The following is a 23,191-nucleotide window of genomic DNA, read 5'->3' as shown; positions in this document are numbered from 1 at the left end:
AGGAGTTTTTTGATGAAGCAAGAAATCATGACCATCAGCAAACAGCGTCAACTGGCACCACGGATTTTTGAAATGACATTGACTGGTGAATTAGTCAATGAGATGAGGACCCCAGGGCAGTTTCTGCACCTGCGGGTTCCTCAAAATGCCTTTCTTCTTCGCCGACCGATCAGTATCAATCATATCGATGCTGAGAAAAAAGAATGCCGAATCATTTACCGGGTCGAAGGAGATGGCACACGAATTTTTTCAGAAATGACCGTTGGTGATCCAATCGATGTGATGGGGCCGTTAGGAAATGGGTTTCGCTATCATCATTTAAACCAAGGGGACACTGCATTTATCGTAGGTGGCGGTATCGGTGTACCGCCGCTCTACGAACTATCGAAACGTCTGACGCAACAAGGGATCCACGTCATTCACTTTTTGGGCTTTGCCAGCAAAGACGTCATGTATTATGAAGAGGAATTTCGCGCACTGGGAGATACGAGGATCGCTACCGATGATGGCAGCGCTGGTTTACAAGGAAATGTTGGCAACCTGTTATTAGCTGCAGAGCAAACACCTGCGGCAGTCTTTGCCTGCGGAAATAACGGTCTTTTAAAAACCACCGCCCAGCTTTTCGAAGACCTTTCAGATGTTCAATTATCCATGGAAGCGCGAATGGCTTGCGGGATGGGTGCCTGTTATGCCTGTGTTTGCCATACGAAAGATGACGAACAAGGTACCAAAAGTGTCAAAGTTTGTGACGAAGGGCCTGTATTTCAGGCGAGAAAGGTGGTCATTTAATGTCGATCAACGTCGAGCTACCCGGATTGAGTCTAAAAAATCCGATCATGCCAGCCAGCGGCTGTTTTGGGTTTGGTGCAGAATATGATAAATATTATGACATCAGTCAATTAGGTGCGGTGATGATCAAAGCGACCACACCTGAACCACGTTTCGGCAATCCAACCCCAAGGGTAGCGGAAACGCCTAGTGGTATGTTAAATGCCATCGGGTTGCAAAATCCTGGGTTAGAAACGGTCATGAATCAAATATTGCCGGACTTAGCTCAAAAACATCCAGAGTTACCGATCATTGCAAACGTTGCTGGTTCGACCGTCGAAGATTACGTTCTTGTGTGTCAGGAAATCAGTCAGGCAGAAAATGTCAAAGCGATCGAATTGAATATCTCTTGCCCTAACGTCAAACATGGCGGTATCACTTTCGGAACCGATCCTGCGGTTGCTGGTGCATTGACTGAAGCGGTCAAAAAAGTCTCGCAAGTGCCGATCTATGTCAAACTTTCGCCGAATGTGACGGATATTGTCCCAATTGCGAAAGCGATCGAAGTAGGCGGCGCCGACGGGTTTACGATGATCAATACGCTTTTGGGCATGCGGATCGATTTAAAAACACGAAAACCGATTTTAGCCAACCAAACCGGGGGCTTGTCTGGTCCATCAATCAAACCAGTGGCGATCCGCCTGATCAAACAAGTGGCGCAAGTTTCTCAATTACCAATTATTGGCATGGGGGGCGTGATGTCGGTGGATGATGTACTTGAAATGTATCTGGCAGGTGTAAGTGCAGTTGCAGTAGGAACCGCAAACTTTACCAATCCTTACATTTGCCCAAAATTGATTGAAGAATTGCCTATCCGAATGGCAGAATTAGGGATCACTTCTTTGGAACAGTTGATAAAAGAAGTGAGAGAGGAGCACGTGTGATGAGTGAACGACCAATTATTGCCTTAGATTTCCCCAACAAACAGGCTATTGAAACATTTTTAGCGCAATTTCCTGTGGAAGAAAAATTATTTGTAAAAGTTGGAATGGAGATTTTCTACCAAGAAGGACCAGCGATCGTCACTTGGTTGAAATCCTTTGGCCATGATATTTTTTTAGATTTAAAATTACATGATATCCCTAATACTGTTGGACGAGCAATGGAGCGCTTAGCTTCTTTAGGTGTTGCTTTGACGAATGTTCATGCAGCCGGCGGGATTGAAATGATGACTGCTGCTAAAAAAGGTCTGCAACAAGGAACCCCCGCAGGACACAAAGTCCCTGATTTGATTGCAGTTACCCAATTGACCTCCACTAGTGAGGCACAAATGCATCATGATCAGCAGATCATGACGTCACTGCAAGAAAGTGTTATCCATTACGCCACTTGTGCCCAAAAAGCTGGATTAGACGGTGTTGTTTGCTCCGCACACGAAGCAAAACAGATCAAGCAAAGAACAACCGATGCCTTCATACGCTTGACGCCTGGTATCCGACCAGCTGGCAGTGAAGTTGGCGATCAAAAACGGATCATGACACCTGCACAAGCTCGCAATGCGGGGGCTACCATGATCGTTGTGGGACGTCCAATCACCCAGTCTAAGACACCGTATGAAAGTTATCTGCAAATAAAACAAGAATGGAAGGAAGCTAGCCAATGAAAGAACAATCCAATCAAATTGCCAAAGATCTTTTAGACATCGAGGCGATTTTTTTACGACCGAATGAACCATTTACTTGGGCAAGCGGCATCAAAAGCCCTATTTACTGCGACAATCGAATCACTATGAGTTATCCTCATGTACGTCGCGCCATTGCGAAAGGCTTAGCTGCAGTCATCAAAACGACTTATCCCGAAGCAGAAGTGATTGCAGGGACCGCAACAGCCGGGATTCCCCATGCTGCTTGGGTCGCTGAATTGTTAGATTTGCCAATGGTTTATATTCGCAGCAAAGCAAAAGAACATGGCAAAGGCAATCAAATTGAAGGTCGTATTCAGCCAAATCAAAAAATGGTCGTCATTGAAGATTTATTGTCAACAGGTGGCAGTGTCTTAGAAGCTTGTGAAGCAGCCAAAAGAGAAGGAGCCGACGTATTAGGCGTCGCTGCGATCTTTACTTACGAGCTGCCTCAAGTCCAAGAGAATTTTGACCAAGCAGGTCTATCCTATGTGACTTTGACAAACTATACAGCGTTGATCGAGTCGGCTTTAGAAACGGGTGCTATTCAAGAGTCTGATGTTGCCCTGTTACAAGAGTGGCGAAAAGATCCTGCTGCTTGGTTGAGTGAATAAGGAATTGAAATAAGAAACGGATATGTGAGGGAATGACCAAGCATATTCGTTTTATTTTTACCTATTTTCTGATAGCATTGGGAGAAAGTTTTTTTGATAGGAAGGGCTATTCCTTGCTGTCAACTTGAATTAGGAGGCTGTTTTTTTGAAAAGAAATATGGATGTTCCCTGGAGTTATTCCGGAGACAATGGACCTGAACATTGGCACACTTTGTGCGATTGGTATGCACAAGGCGCCGAATTTCCTTACCAATCCCCAATTGCTTTAGTTCACGATGAAACCGAAGAACCTATCGATCAGGACTTGGCTTTTCACTATAAACGAGAGCGGTTCACGGAAAAAGAATTCAAAAATACGATTCACTTCGTTCCATATAACAAAGAAAGTTATGTCACATTTAAAGGGATCAACTACTATTTGACGGATATTCATTTCCACATGCCGTCTGAACATATTATCGATGATGAACAGCAAGAATTAGAGTTTCATCTCGTCCATATGAATGAGGACGGAGAAAACTTGGTTGTGGGCATCTTATTCAAATTGACGGATAAGCTCAACTGGATCTGCAATCAGCAAGACGACAGCATCTGGGACTTTGAAAACCATACGCAATGGTTTGATCCGACTATGTTCTTACCAGAACGCACCCACCATTTCCATTATGTGGGTTCGTTGACGACACCGCCAACCAAAGGGCCAATCAATTGGTTCGTCTTTGACTGGATCGGGGAGATGAGCCGCCGCTTCATTTTGGAATTCCGGGAAGAAGTGTTAGAAAACAATAATCGCCCATTACAAGACCGCAAAGATCGGCCTATTTATTTCTATTAATTTATAAAAATAGATCCTTTTACGTAGTGTTTATCACTGACTTCATTTGATGGGCAGTATAGAAACCACTTCGTAAGGGTAATCTATAAAAATGATGTTAGAATTTTTAGAATCTCATTGACTAGAAAAAGACGAAAACTCTTCGTCTTTTTTTATTTTTATATTCTAGGACCATGAAGGCTATGCTAAAATATTAAATAAGCTGATTCTCGGCGGTTAATGCATTGTGAAAATAAATACAAATATAGTTTTTTTTGGAAAAAGAGCAGACACGGTAAAGTTTTTTTGGCTGAGTATTTTATAGTGAAAGAAAGGAAATCCATATGCATGCATGGGAAGCAATCCAAAAATCCATCGATTTTATCGAAGACAATCTTGCTGAGTCGCTAGAGATCGAAACGTTAGCACAAGTCGCATCACTTTCTGTATTTTATTATCAACGCTTATTTACTCGCTTAGTTAAAATTTCTGTTAGGGAATATATAAAACTGCGTCGTCTGGCCAGAGCCGCTGTTTTATTAAAAGACAGAAAAAGTCGAGTCATTGAGGTCGCTTTTGAGGTTGGTTTTAGCAGCCATGCAGTATTTTCAAGAACCTTTAAGACCGTTTATGGACTTTCACCTTCTCTTTACCAAAAAGCGCCGATCGGCTTGCAAAATTTTGATAAGCCGGATCTATCTTTAGGGTATATTGTCACAGAAGAAGGCAATCCATTGATCAGCGAAGGAGTCGTTTTGGAGATTCAGAAGAAGCGAAATCAGCAACCGCTGGTTTTTTGTGGCGTTGTTGGTTACTATCCATTTAAGTATGGAAAAATGCTGGGCCAACGAACAGGGATTGATCCGATTGATGATATTTGGCATGATTTTTATCAAAAGACTGCCAATCAGCCTCGCACCGATCATTGCCTGATCGGTGTTTCATTTCCGGGAGATGCGCCTGAAGGCTATTCAAGTTATTTTGTTGGTCAAATATCTGATGGTTCGCAATTTCTCAACTGCACTGAATGGACTTTACCAGAACGTGAGTATATTGTTTGCAGTTTTGATACGGTCTCAGAGCAACTGATCATCAATATGGGAAAGGCGATGCGTTATACCCGTTTTTGGCTCAAGAAAAATGGCTGGATTGCTGAGAATTTTTTTCCTGAGCTTTATCGAAAAGGGGAAAATCATGTGGTTCATGTCGAATTATGGATTCCTTTTAAAAAAAGAATTAAGATGCAAGGAGGAACAGAATAATGACCCACCAGTATGAAGAAGGAATAAAGCTGCTTGAAGAAAAATTCGGACATTTTAAAGACAATGTGATTGCCCTTGCGACGACAGCTTGTGACAAAACTGTAGAGGGACACATACAACCAGTCGTTCGAGAAGTTGATGCTTTTTATGAAGAGGGCGTTTTTTACGTGTCGACACACGAGCAATCCAATAAAATCAAGCAAATCAAAAAGAACCCAGCAGTTTCCATTGCTGTTAGCGGTGAATGGTTTACTGCGGTCGGTCAAGGGGAGAATTTAGGTTGGGTGCTAGACCCTAAAAATGCAGAATTAAGATGCAAAATTCGCAAAGCCTTTGTCTGGTACGACGAAGTCAACAATGAGAATGATAAAGGCTGTTGCTTTCTAGCAATCCATTTGACCAAAGGAACGTTGAATATCAATCACTGGGAAAAGCTGTATCATTTTGATTTCGAGAAGAAAGTCACTATGGAGGATGGTGGAATTTATTAGCTAGCAGAAGCTACTTTCTCACGGTGATTTTCGAATGCCATTCTATCGGATCTAGCAGATACGTCGATGGCTAAATTCTGAGAAGGCTTGCCTTTTGTGTTTCAAGCTAAGCAAAATTGTCGCTGAAAGAGCAGTAGATAGAAGGAAAAAGCATAAAAACCGATCACAAGCGCGTGTAGTTTCGCAGCGCTTTTGTGGTCGGTTCTTTTATTGATTACACTATGATTTTTTGATCCGAATAGACTGAGGAGCAGCTAGGACTGTTTTAATCTCAAAATTCCCTCATCAGGTGTCACAAAAAGCGTTTTTTGATTCTCATAAATGACGAATCCAGGTTTGGCACCATTCGGTTTCCGAATATGTTTGACTTGCACATAGTCCACCGGTACTTGGGCAGATTGACGATATTTTGAGAAATATGCGGCAAGCTCTGCAGCTTCCATTAAGGTTGTCTCACTAGGATCATCCGAACGAATGATGACATGAGAGCCAGGAATATTTTTGGTATGCAGCCAGATATCACTCTTACGAGCTGTTTTTAAGGTCAGTTGGTCATTTTGTAAATTGTTTTTTCCAACGAAAATTTCTGTTCCGTCTGAAGAAAGAAATCGTTCTGGTTGCGAAGGAGCGGCTTTTTTACGCTGTTTCGTCCGATTTTTGACATAGCCTTGTGCAATCAGTTCTTCCCGAATAACCGCCAGATCCATTGGAGAGGCGATTTCTAATTGGGCTAACACGGATTCGAGATACGCGATTTCTTCTTTCGTTTCGGCAATCTGCTGATGGACCAATTTGACTGCATTTTTTAATTTCTGATAACGTTGAAAATATTTCTGAGCATTTTGATTGGGAGAAAGAGCGGGATCTAATTTGATCGTCAAAAGCCGATTCTCATCATAGTAATTTTCCAAATCAACTGAAGCAGCACCACGGGGGACTTGATTCATAAAGGTCGTCAAAAGCTCACCTTTTTGACGAAATTCTTCGGCGTTTTCTGAATCGATTAACGTTTGTTGGCGTTTCTTTAACTTCAATTGGTTCCGTTTCAGTTCATTCTCAATCTTCTTTAGTAATTCGCCACCTTGTTGTTTGACCCGATCTCTTTCCGCCTTGTCGTGATAAAACGCATCTAAAAGCTCGCTCAGACTCTGATAAGAGGTGACAGTGGTGGTCGCATCGATCAATGATGGATAGGGAATTGGTGTAAAATATTCCTTTTTCTCTGACTGGAGATAACTTGGTGCTAGCTCCTGGGTAAGCTCTGTAAAGAAAGCTTCCCACTGACGCAGTTTTTCATTGGGATTGGCATTGATTCGAGCGATTAATTCTTCTGCTGTATCGCGGCCTAAGCCTTGGAATCGTTGTTGAAGTTCTTTTGCCGTCAAGGGATCGATGGTCGATAATTCTTCAAAAATTTTGGTGCGAGAGGCTGTAAAAGGATTAAGTGTTGTTTGCTTTGGTGGTGCAATATAAGTAGCACCCGGTAATAAAGTACGATACGTATTTTGTGAATGACCAATGTGTTTGATTGTATCGACAATTTTTCCGCTCGTCTTATTCATTAATAAAATCGTGCTGTGACGGCCCATCAATTCGACAATCAAGACGAGGGATTGTAAATCACCTAGTTCATCTCGTCGAGTAAAATGAAAATGGATCACACGGTCATTGTCGATTTGTTCGATTGATTCTAAGATCGCCCCTTCTAAATATTTCCGCAGCATCATCAAGAAATTCGGTGGGGTTTCTGGATTGCTATAGGCGATCGTTGTGCATTGCACACGAGCATAGGTGGGATGTGCGGATAGCAAAAGTTTATGATTTTTCCCTTGGGCACGGATCACAAATACGACCTCATTTTCATAAGGTTGATGAATTTTGTTCACACGTCCACTGGTTAATTGATTTTGTAATTCTTTGACCATTAAATGGGTAAAAACACCATCAAAAGACATATTGTTTCCCTCTTTTCTTATAAGGATAGTTTGACTGAGGGATTGATCCTTCCAATGTCAAATATTCCTATCTATTATACCGAAGAATCCAAAGAAAAGCCATGGCAGCTAGCTTTCCTTTTTCTTGTTAGGTTGGTGATCGGTGGTTTGCAGTGCACGCTCAATTTCTTTGTTCAAGAAATAAGAGATGACTGTTCGAATAATAACGACTGCAGCTAGACGTACGATGTCTTCGAAAGTAGGGTGGATGATCGTCTCAATAATATCTGCTGCAATCAAGATCTCAAGACCTAATAAGACATAACTCCCTAAATAATTGCGGATAAAATTATTCTCTCTGGCTGCCACCAAACGGTCCTTTTCTGTTAATTCGTAGCGCACGAAATCAATGCCTGCGATCAATACACCCCAAACGATGACGAAAATGGAGAGAAAGTTTAAACAGACAACAATGAAATCGAAGATTGGGTTGGCTCCAGTCATCAAAGAACTAGCTAGATTATGCATAATGACTCCTTTACCGTTTTCTTTTATCTTACCGAATTATCGAAGAAATGTGAAGTTTCTTGACGTTCTAGAAGGGAATTGATAGTATGAATTAATAGTAGGATTTTTAAAAAAGGTGGGCAAATTATGGAACAAGTTAGGAACTTTGTTCATTACACGAAAGAAAAAACAGTGGAAAGCTGGCAGGCTTTGTTAGATGATCTATACCGAGATCAGAAAAAAACGATTTTCACGCTGATCGGAGGCATTCTTTTCGCGCTGGTTTTTGCAGGCTTGATCGTTTTTTCTCAAAATCGCATCAACGCCTCTTTAGTGGATCGAATCGCTTTCGACAAGTTACCTTCGGAAAAAGTACAGCCATTACCATATTTGACAGCTGATAAGACGATTCGCGAAACAAGAGCGATTTCTGTGATGTACAGTAAACCAAATGGCCCACAGCTGGATCAAGTGTTTGATCTGATCCAAGCACAGGAAGACGAAATGAATCGAACATTTTTTTATTATCCGATCGTCTATGACGTGGCATTTTTCTCCAATGAATATGACATTGATCCTGATAAAGTGACCTTTGTCTTCTATGAAGAAGGAGTCGAGAAAAATCGCTTTACTTTTGATTCATTTGAGCAGCCAACGACGGAATTCATCCCAGAATTGAATCGTTTACCCATGTGGACGATTCGTTCTTCTGCCAATGATTGATAAAAAAATCTGACAATTTGACAGAAAATTGTTGACGTTTTTTTATCAATAGGCTAAACTGAATTCAATCAAGAAAGAAAACAAGTTGAGAAGGAGGAACAATCATGAAACTATTTATTCCATTGCAAGTGAAATCATGGCAAAACTGGCGTAGATAGTTGTATTGATGGGACCTCATTCCATAGATACAACTTTTTAGAGAACCTTCTAAAGTGCTGTATCTATGCTGGTAGTTGAATTTATCGCCGCATAGGACAACCTTCTATGCGGCTTTTGCTTACTTGCAATTGCCGTCACATAGGCAGTTGCTTTTTTTGTTCTCAAAAACCGTAAAAACGAAAACACGAAAAACGTAAGCAGAAAAAGGAGAATGAAAAATGAAAAACAAGGGATTAATTGCATCGGTTGCCGTTATTTTATTATTTTTAGGAGCGACCTTTGTCTATCAGTTAGGAATGAGAAGTGGGACCAATCAAGCCAGTGAGACTTCGGAACCAGTAGAAAAAGCTGAAAAAACAGTTGGGATCCTGCAGTTTGTCAGTCATGAAGCGTTAGATGCGATCACCGAGGGGATCAAAGAAGGCCTTAAAGAATCAGGCTATACCGAAGGGGACAACTTGACGATCGAATTCCAGAACGGTCAAGCGGATCAAAGCAAATTGGCAACGATGAGCCAGCAGCTGCTAAATAAAGATGCCGACGTTTTGGTTGGGGTAGCAACACCCGCGGCACAAGCGTTGGCGAATGTCACTCAGGATGTACCGATCGTTTTAGGAGCGGTCACTGATCCAGTTGGGGCAAATCTCGTGGCAGATATGGATCAACCCGGCGGCAATATCACTGGTGTTTCCGATAAAGCACCAGTTGCTGCACAAATCAAACTAGCAAAAGATTTGCTGCCAGAGGCAAAAACAGTCGGCATTTTGTATTCTTCGACTGAAGACAATTCGAAATACCAAGTGGCAGAAGCAGAAGCTGCTGCCGAAGAAAATGGCTTGACCAGCAAATCGTATGCCGTTCCTTCAAGTAACGAAATTGCTCAAATGGTGCAAGTGATGGCACGAGAAGTCGACTTTATCTATATTCCGTTAGATAACACGATCGCAAACGCAATGCAGACGGTAGTACAAGAAGCCAATAAATCAAAAACGCCCATCATCACGTCTGTTGATACGATGGTGGAACAAGGCGGCTTAGCAACGGTTGGGCAAGATCAATTTACGATTGGGGTCGAAACTGGGAAGATGGTGGCAGCAATTCTTGACGGGACGGCCGAACCTGCGACAACTCCGATCTATACATTCAGCGATGGCGAAACGATCATTAATGAAACACAAGCGCAGTTATTGGGAATCACTATCCCAGAAAACCTCAAAGACGAGGCAAAATTGATTACAACGACACCGGAAAGTGAAGCAAGTGATGAGTAACAATTAGGAACAGCAATCACCTGCGATCACCGAGAGAGTCTTGAAAGAGAAAACTTGTAAGAATATGGAGGAAGAATGATGATTGTTTCAGCAATAGGGCAAGGGCTACTTTGGGGAATCCTGGGATTAGGGATTTTTATGACCTATCGTATTTTGAATTTCCCGGATATGACGACGGAAGGGTCCTTTCCGTTAGGCGGTGCTGTCTGTGTGACAGCGATCACCCATGGGGTGTCGCCCGTCTTAGCGACTTTGTTAGGAGTATTGGCTGGGATGTGTGCGGGCTGTGTGACAGGACTTCTTTATACAAAAGGCAAAATTCCCGTGATTTTAGCAGGTATTTTGGTGATGTCTTCATTGAACTCGGTCATGCTGTTTGTGATGCGCTCACCAAACCTCTCTTTATTAAACCAACCGAAAATTCAAGATTTTTTTACTAGAATGAATTTACCGAATTATTATGATACGGTGATTATCGGATTGATCATGGTCTTGTTGATTGGGGGCGTCTTGGTTTACTTTTTCCATACCAACTTGGGTCAAGCTTATATTGCTACCGGGGATAATGAACACATGGCCAAGTCAATGGGGATCAATACGGATCGAATGAAAATCATTGGACTGATCGTCTCCAATGGCGTGATCGCACTCTCAGGCGCATTGATCGCTCAAAACGACGGCTACGCCGACATAAGCAAGGGAATCGGTGTGATCGTTATCGGACTGGCGTCAATCATCATTGGTGAGGTATTATATGGTGAATTGACCTTGCTGGAACGTCTGATCGCTATCGTAATCGGCAGCATTATCTACCAATTATTGATCCTATTTGTGATCAAAGCTGGATTTGATACGACTTACTTGAAGATCTTCTCTGCAATCGTCTTGACGATCTGCCTGTTGATCCCTCAATTTAAACAAGCCTTGCATCTACGCACTGGTTTTGAAACGGAGGATGAATAATGTTAGCCTTAAAAAAAGCCTTTAAAGTTGTCGGCAACGGACCGAATGAGAAAAAAGTACTCTTGAATAAAATCGATCTTTCTTTAAAACCAGGAGAATTTGTCACGGTCGTCGGAGGAAATGGCGCCGGCAAAAGTACGTTATTCAACTGCATCTCAGGCACCATGCCCTTGACGAGTGGGCAAGTGATGATCGATGATCAAAACGTGACCGCACTTTCGGAAGAAAAACGCGCCCGCTTTTTGGCACGTGTCTTCCAAGACCCGAAAATGGGGACGGCTCCCCGTATGACAGTGGCAGAAAATCTTCTATTAGCACAAAAAAGAGGGGAAAAACGGTCACTAGGTCTTCGACAACTCCAAGGGCAAAGAGAAACGTTCTATGCCCTTTGTAAAGAAATCGGCAATGGGTTGGAAAATCATTTGGATACGCCAACGGGCAGTTTATCTGGTGGTCAACGACAGGCACTAAGTTTATTGATGGCAACGATTCAAACACCAAAACTGTTGTTGCTAGATGAACATACGGCTGCGTTAGACCCAAAGACCTCCAAACAGCTGATGCAAATCACAGCAAAACGCGTGGAAGAACAAAACCTAACTTGTCTCATGATCACCCATCGGATGGAAGATGCATTAAAATACGGAGACCGCCTGATCCTGCTCAGAAAAGGGGAAATCGTCAAGGATCTTTCAGCAGATGAAAAAGCTCGCTTAAGTTTACCAGAACTGTTACTGTTCTTTGAAGACGACTTATAAACCCTTGATAGAACAGTGTTTTCAAAAAAAATAATCAAATAAATGAAAAAAATAAGAAAAAATCATTGACATCTTTCAAAGTTAAACCTATACTTAGGTCAATCTTACATCAGTTTGGAGCGAAGGACTATGCAAAAATTATTGCTAACGAACCCCACACAACTGAATAAATATTACTTTAGCTATTTTAGATAGGTTTGTATTCATGAAGGCATGGGTACAAACGCTAAGTTTGTATCTATGATGGCTAGAGCATTTCGTAATGAATTCGCAGCCACGTAGATCGTAAAATCTATAGTGGCTATTTTTTATATTCACATATCTAGCTTTGCCGATATGTAATGTTTGAAGGTGTTCACTGTAGATTCTTAAATTTACGGTGGACATCTTTTTTTGTTGAAAGGAATGAACCAGATGAAACAAATGATAACCGGTCACACACGGTTGGCGGCGCTATTTGCCAAACCAGCCAAACACAGCATCTCTCCAGCGATGCACAATCTTTCTTTTGAAGAACAAGGGATCGACGCCGTGTATCTGGCCTTTGATGTTGAGCCGAATGATTTAGCCGCTAGTATCCAAAGCATCCGTCAGTTGGATCTCTTAGGTGTCAATCTATCAATGCCCCATAAAATGGCAGCAGTACCGTTGATGGATGAATGCTCACCAGCAGCCGAGCTGATCGGCGCAATCAATACAATCGTCAATCAAGAGGGGCGATTGATTGGTCACAATACAGATGGTATCGGCTTTATGCGCGCACTTGAAGACATTCAAGTGTCGATCATTGGAAAAACGATGACTGTGATCGGTGCAGGTGGAGCAGCGACAGCAATCATTAGTCAAGCTGCACTAGATGGTGTCAAAACGATCCGTGTCTTTAACCGCAAGGATGAGTTTTATCCAATCATCCAGGAAAAATTGACACAGATCGCAGAAAAGACCGCCTCTGAGATCACATTAACGGATTTAGAAGATCAGACGGCTCTAAAAACAGCCATCGATCAAAGCAGTCTTTTAGTTAATGCTACTGGCGTGGGGATGAAGCCGAATGATACGGTAAGTCCTCTAAAAGACAAAACACTCTTGCGGGAATCATTAGCTGTCTATGATGTCATCTATAATCCAAGAGAAACGCAGCTTTTGAAAGATGCGAAAGAAGTCGGTGCCAAAACTGCAAACGGCTTAAGCATGTTGCTGTATCAAGGTGCAGCTGCATTTAAACTTTGGACAGGCCAAGAAATGCCTGTTGAAAAAGTAAAAGCACTTATTGAATCCATGTAAAAAATAAAAAAATTAGAAAAAACGAAAGTAGGAAGATAAAATGATCGTAATTATGAAACCAGGCGCTACGCCAGAACAAGTTGAAGTTGTTGTAACTAGAATCAAAAAAGAAGGCTTAGATGTTCAAGTCAACCAAGGAAAAGAACAGGTCGTTATCGGGTTAAAAGGGGATACACGCCGCATCCAAGATGTTGCTTTTCGCAGCTACGAAGGTGTCGAAGATGCCATTCGGATCTCAAATACTTACAAATTGACCTCTCGTGAGTTCCATCCGCAAGATACGGTTGTGGATGTAGATGGTGTGAAAATCGGTGACGGCAACTTTGTTACGATGGCTGGTCCATGTTCGATTGAAGGATTAGACCAAATTCGTGAATGTGCCCGAATCGCCAAAGCTGGTGGTGCACAAATCTTACGTGGTGGTGCCTTCAAACCCCGCACGTCGCCTTACGCATTCCAAGGGCTTGAAGAAGAAGGGCTAAAATACATTCGCCAAGCAGCTGATGAAACTGGCATGAAAGTCATCACAGAAGTCATGGACGAAGGGCATATCGATATGGTGGCGGAATACAGTGATATTTTACAGATTGGTGCTCGGAACATGCAAAACTTCAAATTGCTAGCTGCCGTTGGAAAAACCGGGAAACCAATTGGCCTTAAACGAGGCATCTCAGGCACGATCGACGAATGGTTGAATGCTGCGGAATACATCGCCGTTCAAGATAAAAGTGAAGTGATTTTCATTGAACGTGGGATCCGAACTTACGAAACAGCAACCCGTAATACCTTTGATCTAAGTGCAGTACCAATCATCAAAAAATTGAGCCACTTCCCAATCATCGTTGATCCTAGTCATGGAACAGGTATTTGGGATCTTGTACCACCAATGGCAAGAGCGGGTGTTGCTGCTGGCGCCGATGGGATGATCGTTGAGATCCATCCAGATCCAGCCAATGCTTGGTCTGATGGCCCTCAATCACTTAATGAAAAAACGTACATGAACATGATGAAAGAAGTCCATATCATGGAAAAAGCGATGAAAGAAATCAAAGCATTGCAAGACTAAGCGTGAAGACAACCAATAAAAGAGGTGCAAAAATCAATGTTACACATTCACTTAGAAGACCATTCCTATGATATCCTCATTAAACGAGGGGCGTTTCGAAAAGTCGGAACCTGGGTACAACAGTTGTGGGACAAACAGCGCATTGCCGTCATTACAGACAGCAATGTCGCACCCCTGTATGGCGGACAAATCGTTGATTCCATAACCGCTGCCGGGTTTGAAGCGACACTGTTAATCGTACCAGCCGGCGAAAAAAGCAAATCACTAGAGCAAGCAGCTAGTTTATATGATGGTCTTGCCCAATTCGGAATGACCAGAAGCGATGGGATCATTGCCCTTGGTGGCGGTGTGATCGGTGATCTCGGAGGATTTGTTGCTTCTACTTATATGCGCGGCATTGATTTCTTGCAGATTCCGACGACGTTATTGGCACAGGTCGATTCAAGTATCGGCGGAAAAACAGCTGTAAATACTGGCAGTGCCAAGAATCTCGTTGGCACGTTTGCCCAACCAGCCGGTGTGATGATCGATCCAGATTTACTTGAAAGTTTGCCGCTTAAACGCGTCCAAGAAGGCATTGCTGAAATCATCAAGTCAGCCGCTATTGCAGATCCTGAACTTTGGCAAACGTTAGCAGGTTTGAAAGATGAAGCCGATTTGTTGGCCCACGCTGAAAATGTGATCACAGCTTCTTTAAAGGTTAAACAAAAAGTAGTGGAAGAAGACCCCTTTGATCATGGTAGTCGTCTGACACTGAACTTCGGTCATACGATCGGTCATGGCTTAGAAAGAACGGCTGCTTTTGAGACAAGTCACGGAGAAGGCGTTGCGATGGGGATGATTATGATCACCCGACATGCAGAAGTCACCGGATTAACACCAAAAGGTACGACCCAGCAACTTACAGAAATGGTTGAGAAGTTTCACTTGCCGATTACACCAAGGGAAATAGATAAAGAGCAATTATACCAAGCAATCACTCATGATAAAAAAGCCCGCGGGCAACAATTGAAGATTATTCTATTAGAAGCGATCGGTCAGGCGAAAATCGTGACGATCCCGACTGAAAAAATCAAAGACTACCTAGTATAAGAAAGGAAGGTAACGGATCATGCGTTATATTACAGCAGGCGAATCACATGGACCAGAGTTGACCGCCATTATCGAAGGGTTACCGGCAGGATTGCCATTAACAGCAGAAGACATCAATTTTGAATTAGCGAGACGACAAACCGGCTATGGTCGTGGGGGACGGATGTTGATTGAAAAAGACCAAGTCCGTATCACTTCCGGTATCCGTCATGGAAAAACATTAGGCTCTCCTGTGACTTTAGTGGTCGAGAACAAAGATTGGAAAAATTGGACCAAGGTCATGGCAATCGAAGAGGTACCAGAAAAAGACCGCAAACTACGACGAGTGGCACGACCAAGACCTGGTCATGCTGACTTGGTCGGCGGCATGAAATACCACCATCAAGATCTACGAAACGTCCTGGAACGTTCATCTGCCCGGGAAACGACTATGCGGGTAGCCATCGGCGCAATCGCGAAGAAAATTTTGAAGGAGCTTGGCATCGATGTGGCAGGTCATGTAACGATGTTAGGCGGCATCAAAGCAGAAATTCCAGAAGGCTTGACTGTCAAAGAAATCGCACAACGCTCTGAAGCCTCGGAAGTAAGAGTCTTAGATCCATCTGTCGAGGAAGAAATTAAACAGTTGATCGATCAAACGAAGAAAAATGGTGATACGATCGGCGGCGTAGTGGAAGTGCTTGTTGGCGGCGTTCCTGCTGGTCTTGGCAGTTACGTGCAATGGGACAAAAAACTTGATGCGAAGATTGCCCAAGCCGTGGTCAGTATCAACGCCTTTAAAGGTGCTGAGTTCGGTGTTGGCTTTGAGGCAGGTGTTTTACCGGGTTCTAAAGTCATGGATGAGATTTTATGGGACGAACAACGGGGCTACACCCGTCGCAGCAACAACCTAGGTGGTTTTGAAGGCGGCATGACGAACGGGGAACCAATTGTGGTTCGCGGGGTTATGAAGCCGATCCCGACCTTGTACAAGCCGTTGCAAAGTGTTGATATCGACAGCAAAGAACCGTATAAAGCAAGCGTCGAACGCTCAGATAGCACCGCTGTACCAGCAGCTAGTGTTGTTTGTGAGAGTGTGGTGGCAACAGTGGTGGCCAATGAACTATTAGAAAAGTTTCCAAGTGATTCTTTCGAAGAATTGACCGCATCTGTTCAGGCGTATCGAGAATACTTGTTAACCTACTGATTAAAGAAACAGCAAAAAATTCCAGTAGAAATGAGGATTCTTTTCATGAGCCAAAATATCTTCGTCGCCGGTCTAGGATTGATCGGCGCTTCCTTAGCAACATGTATCAAAAAGGCACATCCGCAAGTGCATTTGATGGGGTGGGATTGTCAGGAAACCAATGAGATCGCATTAGCAACAAATTTAGTAGACGAAGTGCCCCCTTCATTTTCTGAAGGTGCTGTCCGTGCCGACGTGATTTTGTTGGCATTGCCGGTAGAGATCACCAAAAACTATCTTGCCGAACTGGGGGCAATTTCATTAAAGCCTTCGGTGCTAGTAACAGACACCGGCAGTACCAAAGCGGAAATCACGCAATTTGCCGAGTCCTTTTCCTTTGATTTTATTGGGGGCCATCCGATGGCTGGCTCTCATAAATCAGGGATCACAGCAGCCGATGAGAACCTTTTCGAGAATGCTTACTATATCTTCACACCGACGAAAAGTCAGCGGGTGGAAGAACTACAAGAGCTTTTTCGCGGCACTAGAGCCAAATATGTGGCACTTGCTCCCCAAGAGCATGATCAAATCACAGGGATGTTGAGCCATCTGCCTCATATTATTGCTTCGGGATTAGTCAATCAGGCAGATGCCTTCAACCACGAACACCCTAGAGCACAGCAACTTGCAGCAGGCGGTTTTCGCGATATCACTCGCATTGCTTCTTCAGATCCTCGTATGTGGACCGATATCTTATTGAGTAATCGACAGGAGCTGCTGCAGCTGATCGATGAGTGGCAAAAACAAATGACGACCATGGCTCACTGGTTGCAGAAAAAAGACGAACGGGCGATCTTTCGGTTTTTTGAATCCGCGAAGGAAACACGGGATCAATTGCCGGTTCATCAAAATGGGGCGATCCCAGCATTCTATGATCTATTCATCGATGTACCGGATCATCCCGGCGTTGTCGCTGAAGTGACGGGGCTATTGAGCGAACATCAGCTCTCTTTGATCAACTTGAAAATTCTTGAAACTCGAGAAGATATTATTGGTGTTTTACAGATTTCATTCAAAACGCAAAATGATTTGCTGCAAGCAGAGCAGCTGATTCAAAAAAAGACGACCTATTCATGTCGAAAAAAATAGGAGGCCGTTATGAAACTAAAAAAAGCAACACATCTAAAAGGGACGATAGCAGTCCCTGCTGACAAATCAATCTCGCATCGTAGTATCATGTTCGGGGCGTTAGCCGAAGGGACAACGATTGTCCGTAATTTCTTGCGTGGAGAAGACTGCTATAGCACCCTTCATGCATTTCAATCATTAGGCGTTCCAATCCATGATGACGGTCAGACGATCACGATTGAAGGACAGGGCTTTAATGGCCTTAAGCCTGCCCAAGACCCAATTGATATCGGCAATTCTGGTACAACGATTCGCTTAATGATGGGGATTTTGGCTGGACAGCCATTTACAACCACCTTATTCGGCGATAACTCTTTGAATAAACGTCCGATGAACCGAGTGATGCTGCCATTAAGAGAAATGGGTGCCAATGTGAGAGGGCATGAGCAGACGGAGTTCCCACCGATCACCGTTAATGGTACTGCTTCTTTACAGCCCATCAATTATCAGATGCCCGTAGCAAGTGCCCAAGTAAAATCGGCGCTGATTTTTGCGGCATTGCAAGCACAAGGTACCTCGACGATTATTGAAAAAGAGGCGAGCCGTAACCATACTGAAGAAATGATCCGTCAATTCGGTGGCGTCATCACAACACAAGGCAAAACGATCACTGTGACGGGACCTCAAACACTCCAAGGACAAGAAGTAATTGTTCCTGGTGATATTTCCTCCGCTGCTTTTTTCCTAACAGCCGGCGCGATTATGCCAGAAAGTGAGATCGTTTTAAAAAATGTCGGGATCAACCCCACTCGTACAGGAATTCTTGACGTGCTAGAGGAGATGGGTGCTTCGATTGCTTGTTCCAATCAAGACGATCAGAATCAATCAGCTGACCTTACCGTTCGAAGTTCTACCTTGCAGGCAGTAACCATCGCTGGCGATATTATCCCACGCTTGATCGATGAATTGCCGATCATTGCGTTGTTAGCCACGCAGGCTCATGGCAAAACGGTGATCAAAGATGCGGAAGAACTGAAAGTAAAAGAAACCAACCGAATTGATGCAACTGCCGAAGAGTTGACAAAACTTGGGGCGGACATCACTCCCACCGAGGACGGGTTGATCATCAACGGTCCAACCCCTTTGCATGGTGGACGTGTGTCAAGTCGGGGGGACCATCGCATCGGCATGATGCTGCAAATTGCCGCCTTATTGACAGATGAAGAGGTAGAATTAGAAAAAGCCGAAGCCGTAGCAGTTTCTTATCCTGATTTTTTTGAGGATGTCGCACGTTTGGCTAAAGGAGGAAACAGCGAGTGAAAAAAGTGATATTAATTGGATTTATGGGTGCTGGAAAAACCACGATTGGTCGTCTTTTGGCTGAAGAAACGAAACAGTCTCATGTGGATTTTGATGACTTGATCGTTGCTGAGATCGGCATGACCATTCAAGAATTTTTCGACCAACACGGTGAAGAAGCCTTTCGCAAAATCGAAACGGATATTTTAGCTAAAACTTTGGCAAAGGAACAAATTATTTCCACTGGTGGGGGCATCGTATTAAAAGAAGAAAATCGTCAACTTTTAAAAGAGATGCCGCTCGTCGTGTATTTAAAAACAGATCCCGAGGAGCTGATTCATCGCTTAAAGGCGGATAATGGCAGCATTCGTCCCTTAGTCGTCTCAAAATCACCAGAAGAAATATTGGCTGTTTACCGTCCTCGGATCCCTCTTTATGAAGAAACTGCTTCATTGATCGTTGAAACGACGAACAAAGCACCAGAAGAAATCGTACAGGAAATTTTGATCAAAGCGGGTGCATAAAATGAAGATTGGTTATTTAGGACCGAAAAGTTCCTTTACGCATTTAGCTGCGCAAGAAGCTTATCCGGAAAATACCTGTATCCCCTATGGATCGATTCCACTTTGTATTCAAGCGCTAGCTAACGGCGTGATCGATCGCGCGGTCGTTCCGAACGAGAACTCATTAGAAGGGTCCGTTCATGCCACTATTGATACACTGTTTCGTCAAAATCAGTTGAGCATCGAACAGGAAATTATTTTACCGATCAATCATCAATTGTTAGTTTCTCAGCAAACATCAAAAGACAATCGTCCCATCACTAAGATTATTTCTCATCCGCAAGCCTTAGCGCAATGTGCCGACTTCATCGAAGCCCGATTTGCTGGAGCTACTGTTGAGGCGGTTGCTTCCACAACGACTGCAGCAGCCTACGTAGCAAAACATCCAGAAGAAGCAGTTGCGGCGATTGCTTCCAAAGAAGCGGCATTGGCCTATCAATTAACGATCAAAGAAACCAATATTCAAGATGTTGCCTTTAATCAAACCCGTTTTTGGGTTTTGACGAAGAAAGCAGCAAACACCCAGTTACCAGAGCAGACTGCTGAGAAAGCAACGATTTTTGTGACGCTCCCAGCAAACCGACCGGGGATCTTGCACAAAATCTTAGCAACCTTTGGCTGGCGAGAAATTGATTTAAGCAAAATTGAATCGCGGCCTTCAAAAACCACCTTAGGGGAATACTTTTTCGTGATCGATCTGGTGATGGACAAGCCGTGGCAACTGATTGTAAATGCTTTTGAAGAGATTCAGTTGTTGGGTGGTCAAGTCCATCTTCTCGGCGTGTATTCCGTAAATGTTGTTGAGGAAGTGACAAAAAATGACTCAAGTCAAAATAAAATTTAGCCAAGATGAAACCCTTTTAGCAACGTTTCATAAAGAGATCCAAACACAGCACCATCAATGGTACCCAACGATTTTTAAGCCCTTTGATCAGTCAAGATTTGAACAAGCAATCACACAGCAGCTGCAAGAGCCAAGCCACCACTTTTTTATCGCTTGGTTGGCGGACCAGCCTTGTGGCTTTGTGCATCTTCAAGAGGTCTGTTTGCCACAAAATGCGATGATGCATGAACGAAAGTGGCTGGAAATTGCAGCGATCGCTGTTGACCCTCGGTACCAAGGGATGCATATTGGAAAACAATTGTTGGCATTTGCTGAAAACGTTGCGCTGGAAAAAGGCTTCGATGATCTCTCACTAAACTTTTGGTCGGCAAACCAAGTGAAATCATTTTATGAGCAAGCAGGATTTGTGAGCATACGACAAGGTGCATCAAAGCATCTAAGGTAAAATATGAAGAAATTTCCTAGAAAAAGGTTAAAATTTCAGAAAATAGCTTTCTTTCTATAAGGTCTAGGGTATCCTTATAGACAGAGAGCTATTTTTTAGTTGGAGGATCAGAAGCAATGAGCAGGATGGAAAAAAATAAAAAACTGCATGAACGGCTAGAAAAGGAATCCAGTCAGGCAGCCAAAGAAAGTATCTTTGCCCGTCGAGAAGCCAAAAGAAGAAACCAGCGCGTCAGACCGAGTGATTCTACTTCTTCTGCTGATGAGCGAGTAGGAGACATTCCTTATCAAAACACCGAGCATCCTAGGGCAAGCGACTCTCGTGCGGCTCAAAGTTCTCGAGAACAGTCACAAGTAGGAGCAATAAAATCTGAGGGACGAAAAAGCGCGATCCCTCCGCTATCTGCTCAGAGGCCTGCGATGCATCAAAGCCAGGAACAAAGCAAACAAAAACCGCCAAAGCTTAAGAAGACCAAGCAACCCAAACAAAAGAAAAAGCGGAAGCACCCAGTTCTGCGTATTGTGGTTCGGGTACTATTGGTGCTTTTTGCCTATTCATTGATTGCGTTTCTTGTCGGTCAGCAAGTCGCAAGAAGTGACGCTGCTTTTGCTACGACTGATGAAGAGACCTTTAATGGTACGGCCGCTGCAAATGGTGCTCGGAATATATTGCTCATTGGTAGTGATAGTCGTGAAGGAGAAGCTGGACGAGCAGACACTATTATGGTTTTGCAATTAGATGGTCCCAGTAAGCAACCGAAGCTACTTTCCTTTATGCGGGATACTTTAGTTACGATTCCCGGTTATGGCGAAAACAAGATCAATGCGGCTTATGCCTTTGGTGGTGCTGATTTGGTTAGACAAACGTTAGCGGAGAACTTCGGGCTAGAAACCAACTATTATGCAAAAGTTGACTTTCGTTCCTTTGAAAAAGTGATCGACACATTGTTTCCCTCAGGCGTTGCTATCAACGCGGAAAAAGATATGAGTAAAAATCTTGAAGTTGCCATCAAGCAAGGGCAACAACAAATGAATGGGCTTGAGCTGTTGCAATACGCACGCTTTCGGATGGACGAAGAAGGTGACTTCGGTCGTGTAAGACGACAGCAGCAAGTAATGGATGCGATCTTTAGCGAAATGAAAAATCCTTTAGCTATTTTAAAATTGCCTTATGCAGCTGGAAAAGTCTTAGGCTATGCTTCCACCAACCTGCCAATGTCTTTCCTATTAAAAAATACCTTCTCGATTGCTCGAGGGGCGGGAGGAGTCGACAGCTTGACTGTCCCAGTCGCTGACTCTTGGCAATACGGTTCAAGTGCGAGTGCCGGAAGTGTGTTAGTCGTCAATCTTGAAACCAATCAACAAGCGATCAGGAATTTTCTTAATGAGTAAGCAGAATGAAAAGTTCTGAAAACCATTTGAAAGTAAGTAAATTTATGCTATATTATTAATGACGTTTGAAATTTGTTGAAACGAGGAAAAAGAATGAAATTAGCCGTTGTTACTGACAGTACAGCTTATCTGCCGGAACGGATCAAAAACCATGAAGATTTGTTTATCATACCGATCCCTGTTATTTTAGATGGAAAAGTCTACAATGAGGGCATCGACATTGAAGCTGATGAGTATTACGCTTTGTTGAAAAACAGCAAAGAATTCCCAACCACTTCTCAACCGGTATTAGGAGAAGTGTTAGCCTTATATGAGTCATTGAAAGATCGCGGTTACGACACGATCATTAGTATCCACTTATCAAGCGGTATCTCTGGATTTATCGGAACGCTTTATGGAATTACCGATGAAATCGAAGGCGTTCAAATCATTCCTTACGATTCGAAAATCACAAGTATGCCGATGGGGCACATGGTAGAAACCGCTCTTGATCTGTCAAGTCAAGGCAAAACCGTAGAAGAGATCATTTCCCATCTGGACACTATCAGAGACAATACCTATGCCTATTTGATCGTTGACGACTTGAATAACTTGGTTCGTGGCGGTCGCTTAACCAATGGAGCAGCCTTGATTGGCGGATTATTAAAAATCAAACCGATTTTGACCTTTGATCAAGGAAAAATTGTGCTTTACGAGCGCATTCGTTCCAGCAAAAAAGCATTCAATCGCGCGGAAGATATCATTGGTCAACGGGAGCAAGAAATCGCATTGCCTGTTAAATTTTATGTAATCCACGCCAATAATTTAGAAGTAGCGAAAGAAGAAAAAGCGAAGCTTCAAGCGAAATACCCAAATGCAGAAATTGAGATTGGTCACTTCGGACCAGTTATCGGCACGCATTTAGGGGAAAAAGCCATTGGCATCGCTATTTCAGCGCAATAATTTTTATTTTTCTATGTTTATTCACGC

24 protein-coding genes are annotated in these 23,191 nt (G+C 43.2%); 22 read left to right on the top strand and 2 right to left on the bottom strand.

Translation table 11 applies throughout. From position 1 onward, the window contains the following. Nucleotides 1-12: 12 nt before the first annotated feature. The 7 genes from IGI89_RS13395 to IGI89_RS13365 all read left to right on the top strand — a co-directional run bounded on the left by IGI89_RS13395 (nucleotide 13) and on the right by IGI89_RS13365 (nucleotide 5,630). On the top strand, nucleotides 13-789 hold the full coding sequence (locus IGI89_RS13395; RefSeq protein ID WP_008379873.1) for a dihydroorotate dehydrogenase electron transfer subunit: 777 nt from the start codon (nucleotides 13-15) through the stop codon (nucleotides 787-789). Further along, nucleotides 789-1,712, top strand: a complete 924-nt coding sequence (locus IGI89_RS13390) for a dihydroorotate dehydrogenase (RefSeq protein ID WP_438735732.1) — start codon at nucleotides 789-791, stop codon at nucleotides 1,710-1,712. Before IGI89_RS13395 ends, IGI89_RS13390 begins: the two co-directional genes overlap by 1 nt. Then, complete coding sequence (gene pyrF / locus IGI89_RS13385) at nucleotides 1,712-2,431, top strand: orotidine-5'-phosphate decarboxylase (RefSeq protein ID WP_005235979.1); 720 nt, start codon at nucleotides 1,712-1,714, stop codon at nucleotides 2,429-2,431. The genes IGI89_RS13390 and pyrF overlap by 1 nt, the downstream gene beginning before the upstream one ends. Next, a complete protein-coding gene (gene pyrE / locus IGI89_RS13380) occupies nucleotides 2,428-3,063 on the top strand; it encodes an orotate phosphoribosyltransferase (RefSeq protein WP_005226111.1) in 636 nt (211 codons plus the stop codon). The genes pyrF and pyrE overlap by 4 nt, the downstream gene beginning before the upstream one ends. Nucleotides 3,064-3,220: 157 nt before the next feature. After that, nucleotides 3,221-3,898 carry a carbonic anhydrase family protein gene (locus IGI89_RS13375; protein ID WP_016620153.1) on the top strand — a complete coding sequence of 226 codons (678 nt, stop codon included), beginning with the start codon at nucleotides 3,221-3,223 and terminating at the stop codon, nucleotides 3,896-3,898. Between the two features lie 323 nt (nucleotides 3,899-4,221). After that, nucleotides 4,222-5,139 carry a helix-turn-helix domain-containing protein gene (locus IGI89_RS13370; protein ID WP_005235975.1) on the top strand — a complete coding sequence of 306 codons (918 nt, stop codon included), beginning with the start codon at nucleotides 4,222-4,224 and terminating at the stop codon, nucleotides 5,137-5,139. Next, a complete protein-coding gene (locus IGI89_RS13365; RefSeq protein ID WP_005235973.1) occupies nucleotides 5,139-5,630 on the top strand; it encodes a pyridoxamine 5'-phosphate oxidase family protein in 492 nt (163 codons plus the stop codon). Before IGI89_RS13370 ends, IGI89_RS13365 begins: the two co-directional genes overlap by 1 nt. A gap of 254 nt (nucleotides 5,631-5,884) precedes the next feature. Here IGI89_RS13365 and efbA read toward each other — a convergent pair whose 3' ends face one another. Both efbA and IGI89_RS13355 read right to left on the bottom strand, forming a co-directional pair. Continuing rightward, entirely contained in the window at nucleotides 5,885-7,585 is a 1,701-nt protein-coding gene (gene efbA, locus IGI89_RS13360; protein ID WP_005235971.1) for a fibronectin-binding protein EfbA, read from the bottom strand. 108 nt (nucleotides 7,586-7,693) lie between these two features. Continuing rightward, nucleotides 7,694-8,092, bottom strand: a complete 399-nt coding sequence (locus IGI89_RS13355) for a DUF1622 domain-containing protein (RefSeq protein WP_005235970.1) — start codon at nucleotides 8,090-8,092, stop codon at nucleotides 7,694-7,696. A 126-nt stretch (nucleotides 8,093-8,218) separates the two neighbouring features. On the opposite strand from IGI89_RS13355, the gene IGI89_RS13350 reads away from it, so the two are divergent. The 15 genes from IGI89_RS13350 (at nucleotide 8,219) to IGI89_RS13280 (ending at nucleotide 23,164) form a co-directional block, all read left to right on the top strand. After that, on the top strand, nucleotides 8,219-8,794 hold the full coding sequence (locus tag IGI89_RS13350) for a hypothetical protein (RefSeq protein WP_005235969.1): 576 nt from the start codon (nucleotides 8,219-8,221) through the stop codon (nucleotides 8,792-8,794). A gap of 377 nt (nucleotides 8,795-9,171) precedes the next feature. Beyond that, entirely contained in the window at nucleotides 9,172-10,224 is a 1,053-nt protein-coding gene (trpX, locus tag IGI89_RS13345; RefSeq protein ID WP_010748363.1) for a tryptophan ABC transporter substrate-binding protein, read from the top strand. A gap of 78 nt (nucleotides 10,225-10,302) precedes the next feature. Beyond that, nucleotides 10,303-11,187, top strand: coding sequence for an ABC transporter permease (locus IGI89_RS13340; protein ID WP_008379889.1), 885 nt, complete (start codon nucleotides 10,303-10,305; stop codon nucleotides 11,185-11,187). Next, nucleotides 11,187-11,945 carry an ABC transporter ATP-binding protein gene (locus IGI89_RS13335; RefSeq protein WP_008379891.1) on the top strand — a complete coding sequence of 253 codons (759 nt, stop codon included), beginning with the start codon at nucleotides 11,187-11,189 and terminating at the stop codon, nucleotides 11,943-11,945. Before IGI89_RS13340 ends, IGI89_RS13335 begins: the two co-directional genes overlap by 1 nt. Nucleotides 11,946-12,359: 414 nt before the next feature. Beyond that, nucleotides 12,360-13,229 carry a shikimate dehydrogenase gene (locus IGI89_RS13330; RefSeq protein WP_438735731.1) on the top strand — a complete coding sequence of 290 codons (870 nt, stop codon included), beginning with the start codon at nucleotides 12,360-12,362 and terminating at the stop codon, nucleotides 13,227-13,229. A gap of 40 nt (nucleotides 13,230-13,269) precedes the next feature. Next, nucleotides 13,270-14,295, top strand: a complete 1,026-nt coding sequence (gene aroF / locus IGI89_RS13325) for a 3-deoxy-7-phosphoheptulonate synthase (protein ID WP_005226100.1) — start codon at nucleotides 13,270-13,272, stop codon at nucleotides 14,293-14,295. A gap of 36 nt (nucleotides 14,296-14,331) precedes the next feature. Next, a complete protein-coding gene (gene aroB, locus IGI89_RS13320; protein ID WP_086316124.1) occupies nucleotides 14,332-15,387 on the top strand; it encodes a 3-dehydroquinate synthase in 1,056 nt (351 codons plus the stop codon). A gap of 19 nt (nucleotides 15,388-15,406) precedes the next feature. Next, complete coding sequence (gene aroC / locus IGI89_RS13315) at nucleotides 15,407-16,573, top strand: chorismate synthase (protein ID WP_016620144.1); 1,167 nt, start codon at nucleotides 15,407-15,409, stop codon at nucleotides 16,571-16,573. A gap of 45 nt (nucleotides 16,574-16,618) precedes the next feature. After that, nucleotides 16,619-17,701 (top strand): prephenate dehydrogenase, encoded by a 1,083-nt coding sequence (locus tag IGI89_RS13310; protein ID WP_194199735.1) that lies wholly within the window; start codon nucleotides 16,619-16,621, stop codon nucleotides 17,699-17,701. Between the two features lie 9 nt (nucleotides 17,702-17,710). Then, the gene (aroA, locus tag IGI89_RS13305) at nucleotides 17,711-19,000 is read left to right on the top strand and encodes a 3-phosphoshikimate 1-carboxyvinyltransferase (RefSeq protein WP_194188438.1); all 1,290 of its coding nucleotides are present in this window, start codon (nucleotides 17,711-17,713) and stop codon (nucleotides 18,998-19,000) included. After that, nucleotides 18,997-19,503: a shikimate kinase gene (locus IGI89_RS13300; RefSeq protein ID WP_008379901.1), complete on the top strand. Its 507-nt coding sequence runs from the start codon at nucleotides 18,997-18,999 to the stop codon at nucleotides 19,501-19,503. The genes aroA and IGI89_RS13300 overlap by 4 nt, the downstream gene beginning before the upstream one ends. A 1-nt stretch (nucleotide 19,504) precedes the next feature. Further along, the gene (gene pheA / locus IGI89_RS13295; protein WP_194188439.1) at nucleotides 19,505-20,386 is read left to right on the top strand and encodes a prephenate dehydratase; all 882 of its coding nucleotides are present in this window, start codon (nucleotides 19,505-19,507) and stop codon (nucleotides 20,384-20,386) included. After that, on the top strand, nucleotides 20,361-20,831 hold the full coding sequence (locus IGI89_RS13290) for a GNAT family N-acetyltransferase (RefSeq protein ID WP_005235950.1): 471 nt from the start codon (nucleotides 20,361-20,363) through the stop codon (nucleotides 20,829-20,831). Before pheA ends, IGI89_RS13290 begins: the two co-directional genes overlap by 26 nt. A gap of 116 nt (nucleotides 20,832-20,947) precedes the next feature. Next, the gene (locus tag IGI89_RS13285) at nucleotides 20,948-22,222 is read left to right on the top strand and encodes an LCP family protein (RefSeq protein WP_061054173.1); all 1,275 of its coding nucleotides are present in this window, start codon (nucleotides 20,948-20,950) and stop codon (nucleotides 22,220-22,222) included. A gap of 93 nt (nucleotides 22,223-22,315) precedes the next feature. Continuing rightward, nucleotides 22,316-23,164 (top strand): DegV family protein, encoded by an 849-nt coding sequence (locus IGI89_RS13280; protein WP_005235946.1) that lies wholly within the window; start codon nucleotides 22,316-22,318, stop codon nucleotides 23,162-23,164. Nucleotides 23,165-23,191: the final 27 nt, after the last annotated feature.

Origin of the sequence: Enterococcus sp. AZ141 (genome assembly GCF_051714385.1) — a bacterium.
Lineage (GTDB): Bacteria > Bacillota > Bacilli > Lactobacillales > Enterococcaceae > Enterococcus_D > Enterococcus_D entomosocium.
This window is presented reverse-complemented; position numbering and strand designations above follow the sequence as displayed.

Excerpts from the sequence above, each read along its gene's own strand:
- IGI89_RS13290 (WP_005235950.1), top strand. The coding sequence starts at position 20,361 with ATGACTCAAGTCAAAATAAAATTTAGCCAAGATGAAACCCTTTTAGCA.
- IGI89_RS13340 (WP_008379889.1), top strand. The coding sequence starts at position 10,303 with ATGATTGTTTCAGCAATAGGGCAAGGGCTACTTTGGGGAATCCTGGGA.
- aroF (WP_005226100.1), top strand. The coding sequence starts at position 13,270 with ATGATCGTAATTATGAAACCAGGCGCTACGCCAGAACAAGTTGAAGTT.
- IGI89_RS13330 (WP_438735731.1), top strand. The coding sequence starts at position 12,360 with ATGAAACAAATGATAACCGGTCACACACGGTTGGCGGCGCTATTTGCC.
- IGI89_RS13335 (WP_008379891.1), top strand. The coding sequence starts at position 11,187 with ATGTTAGCCTTAAAAAAAGCCTTTAAAGTTGTCGGCAACGGACCGAAT.
- IGI89_RS13355 (WP_005235970.1), bottom strand. The coding sequence starts at position 8,092 with ATGCATAATCTAGCTAGTTCTTTGATGACTGGAGCCAACCCAATCTTC.
- IGI89_RS13375 (WP_016620153.1), top strand. The coding sequence starts at position 3,221 with ATGGATGTTCCCTGGAGTTATTCCGGAGACAATGGACCTGAACATTGG.
- IGI89_RS13285 (WP_061054173.1), top strand. The coding sequence starts at position 20,948 with ATGAGCAGGATGGAAAAAAATAAAAAACTGCATGAACGGCTAGAAAAG.
- IGI89_RS13365 (WP_005235973.1), top strand. The coding sequence starts at position 5,139 with ATGACCCACCAGTATGAAGAAGGAATAAAGCTGCTTGAAGAAAAATTC.
- aroC (WP_016620144.1), top strand. The coding sequence starts at position 15,407 with ATGCGTTATATTACAGCAGGCGAATCACATGGACCAGAGTTGACCGCC.
- pheA (WP_194188439.1), top strand. The coding sequence starts at position 19,505 with ATGAAGATTGGTTATTTAGGACCGAAAAGTTCCTTTACGCATTTAGCT.
- aroA (WP_194188438.1), top strand. The coding sequence starts at position 17,711 with ATGAAACTAAAAAAAGCAACACATCTAAAAGGGACGATAGCAGTCCCT.
- IGI89_RS13280 (WP_005235946.1), top strand. The coding sequence starts at position 22,316 with ATGAAATTAGCCGTTGTTACTGACAGTACAGCTTATCTGCCGGAACGG.
- trpX (WP_010748363.1), top strand. The coding sequence starts at position 9,172 with ATGAAAAACAAGGGATTAATTGCATCGGTTGCCGTTATTTTATTATTT.
- pyrE (WP_005226111.1), top strand. The coding sequence starts at position 2,428 with ATGAAAGAACAATCCAATCAAATTGCCAAAGATCTTTTAGACATCGAG.
- pyrF (WP_005235979.1), top strand. The coding sequence starts at position 1,712 with ATGAGTGAACGACCAATTATTGCCTTAGATTTCCCCAACAAACAGGCT.
- IGI89_RS13310 (WP_194199735.1), top strand. The coding sequence starts at position 16,619 with ATGAGCCAAAATATCTTCGTCGCCGGTCTAGGATTGATCGGCGCTTCC.
- IGI89_RS13350 (WP_005235969.1), top strand. The coding sequence starts at position 8,219 with ATGGAACAAGTTAGGAACTTTGTTCATTACACGAAAGAAAAAACAGTG.
- aroB (WP_086316124.1), top strand. The coding sequence starts at position 14,332 with ATGTTACACATTCACTTAGAAGACCATTCCTATGATATCCTCATTAAA.
- IGI89_RS13395 (WP_008379873.1), top strand. The coding sequence starts at position 13 with ATGAAGCAAGAAATCATGACCATCAGCAAACAGCGTCAACTGGCACCA.
- efbA (WP_005235971.1), bottom strand. The coding sequence starts at position 7,585 with ATGTCTTTTGATGGTGTTTTTACCCATTTAATGGTCAAAGAATTACAA.
- IGI89_RS13390 (WP_438735732.1), top strand. The coding sequence starts at position 789 with ATGTCGATCAACGTCGAGCTACCCGGATTGAGTCTAAAAAATCCGATC.
- IGI89_RS13370 (WP_005235975.1), top strand. The coding sequence starts at position 4,222 with ATGCATGCATGGGAAGCAATCCAAAAATCCATCGATTTTATCGAAGAC.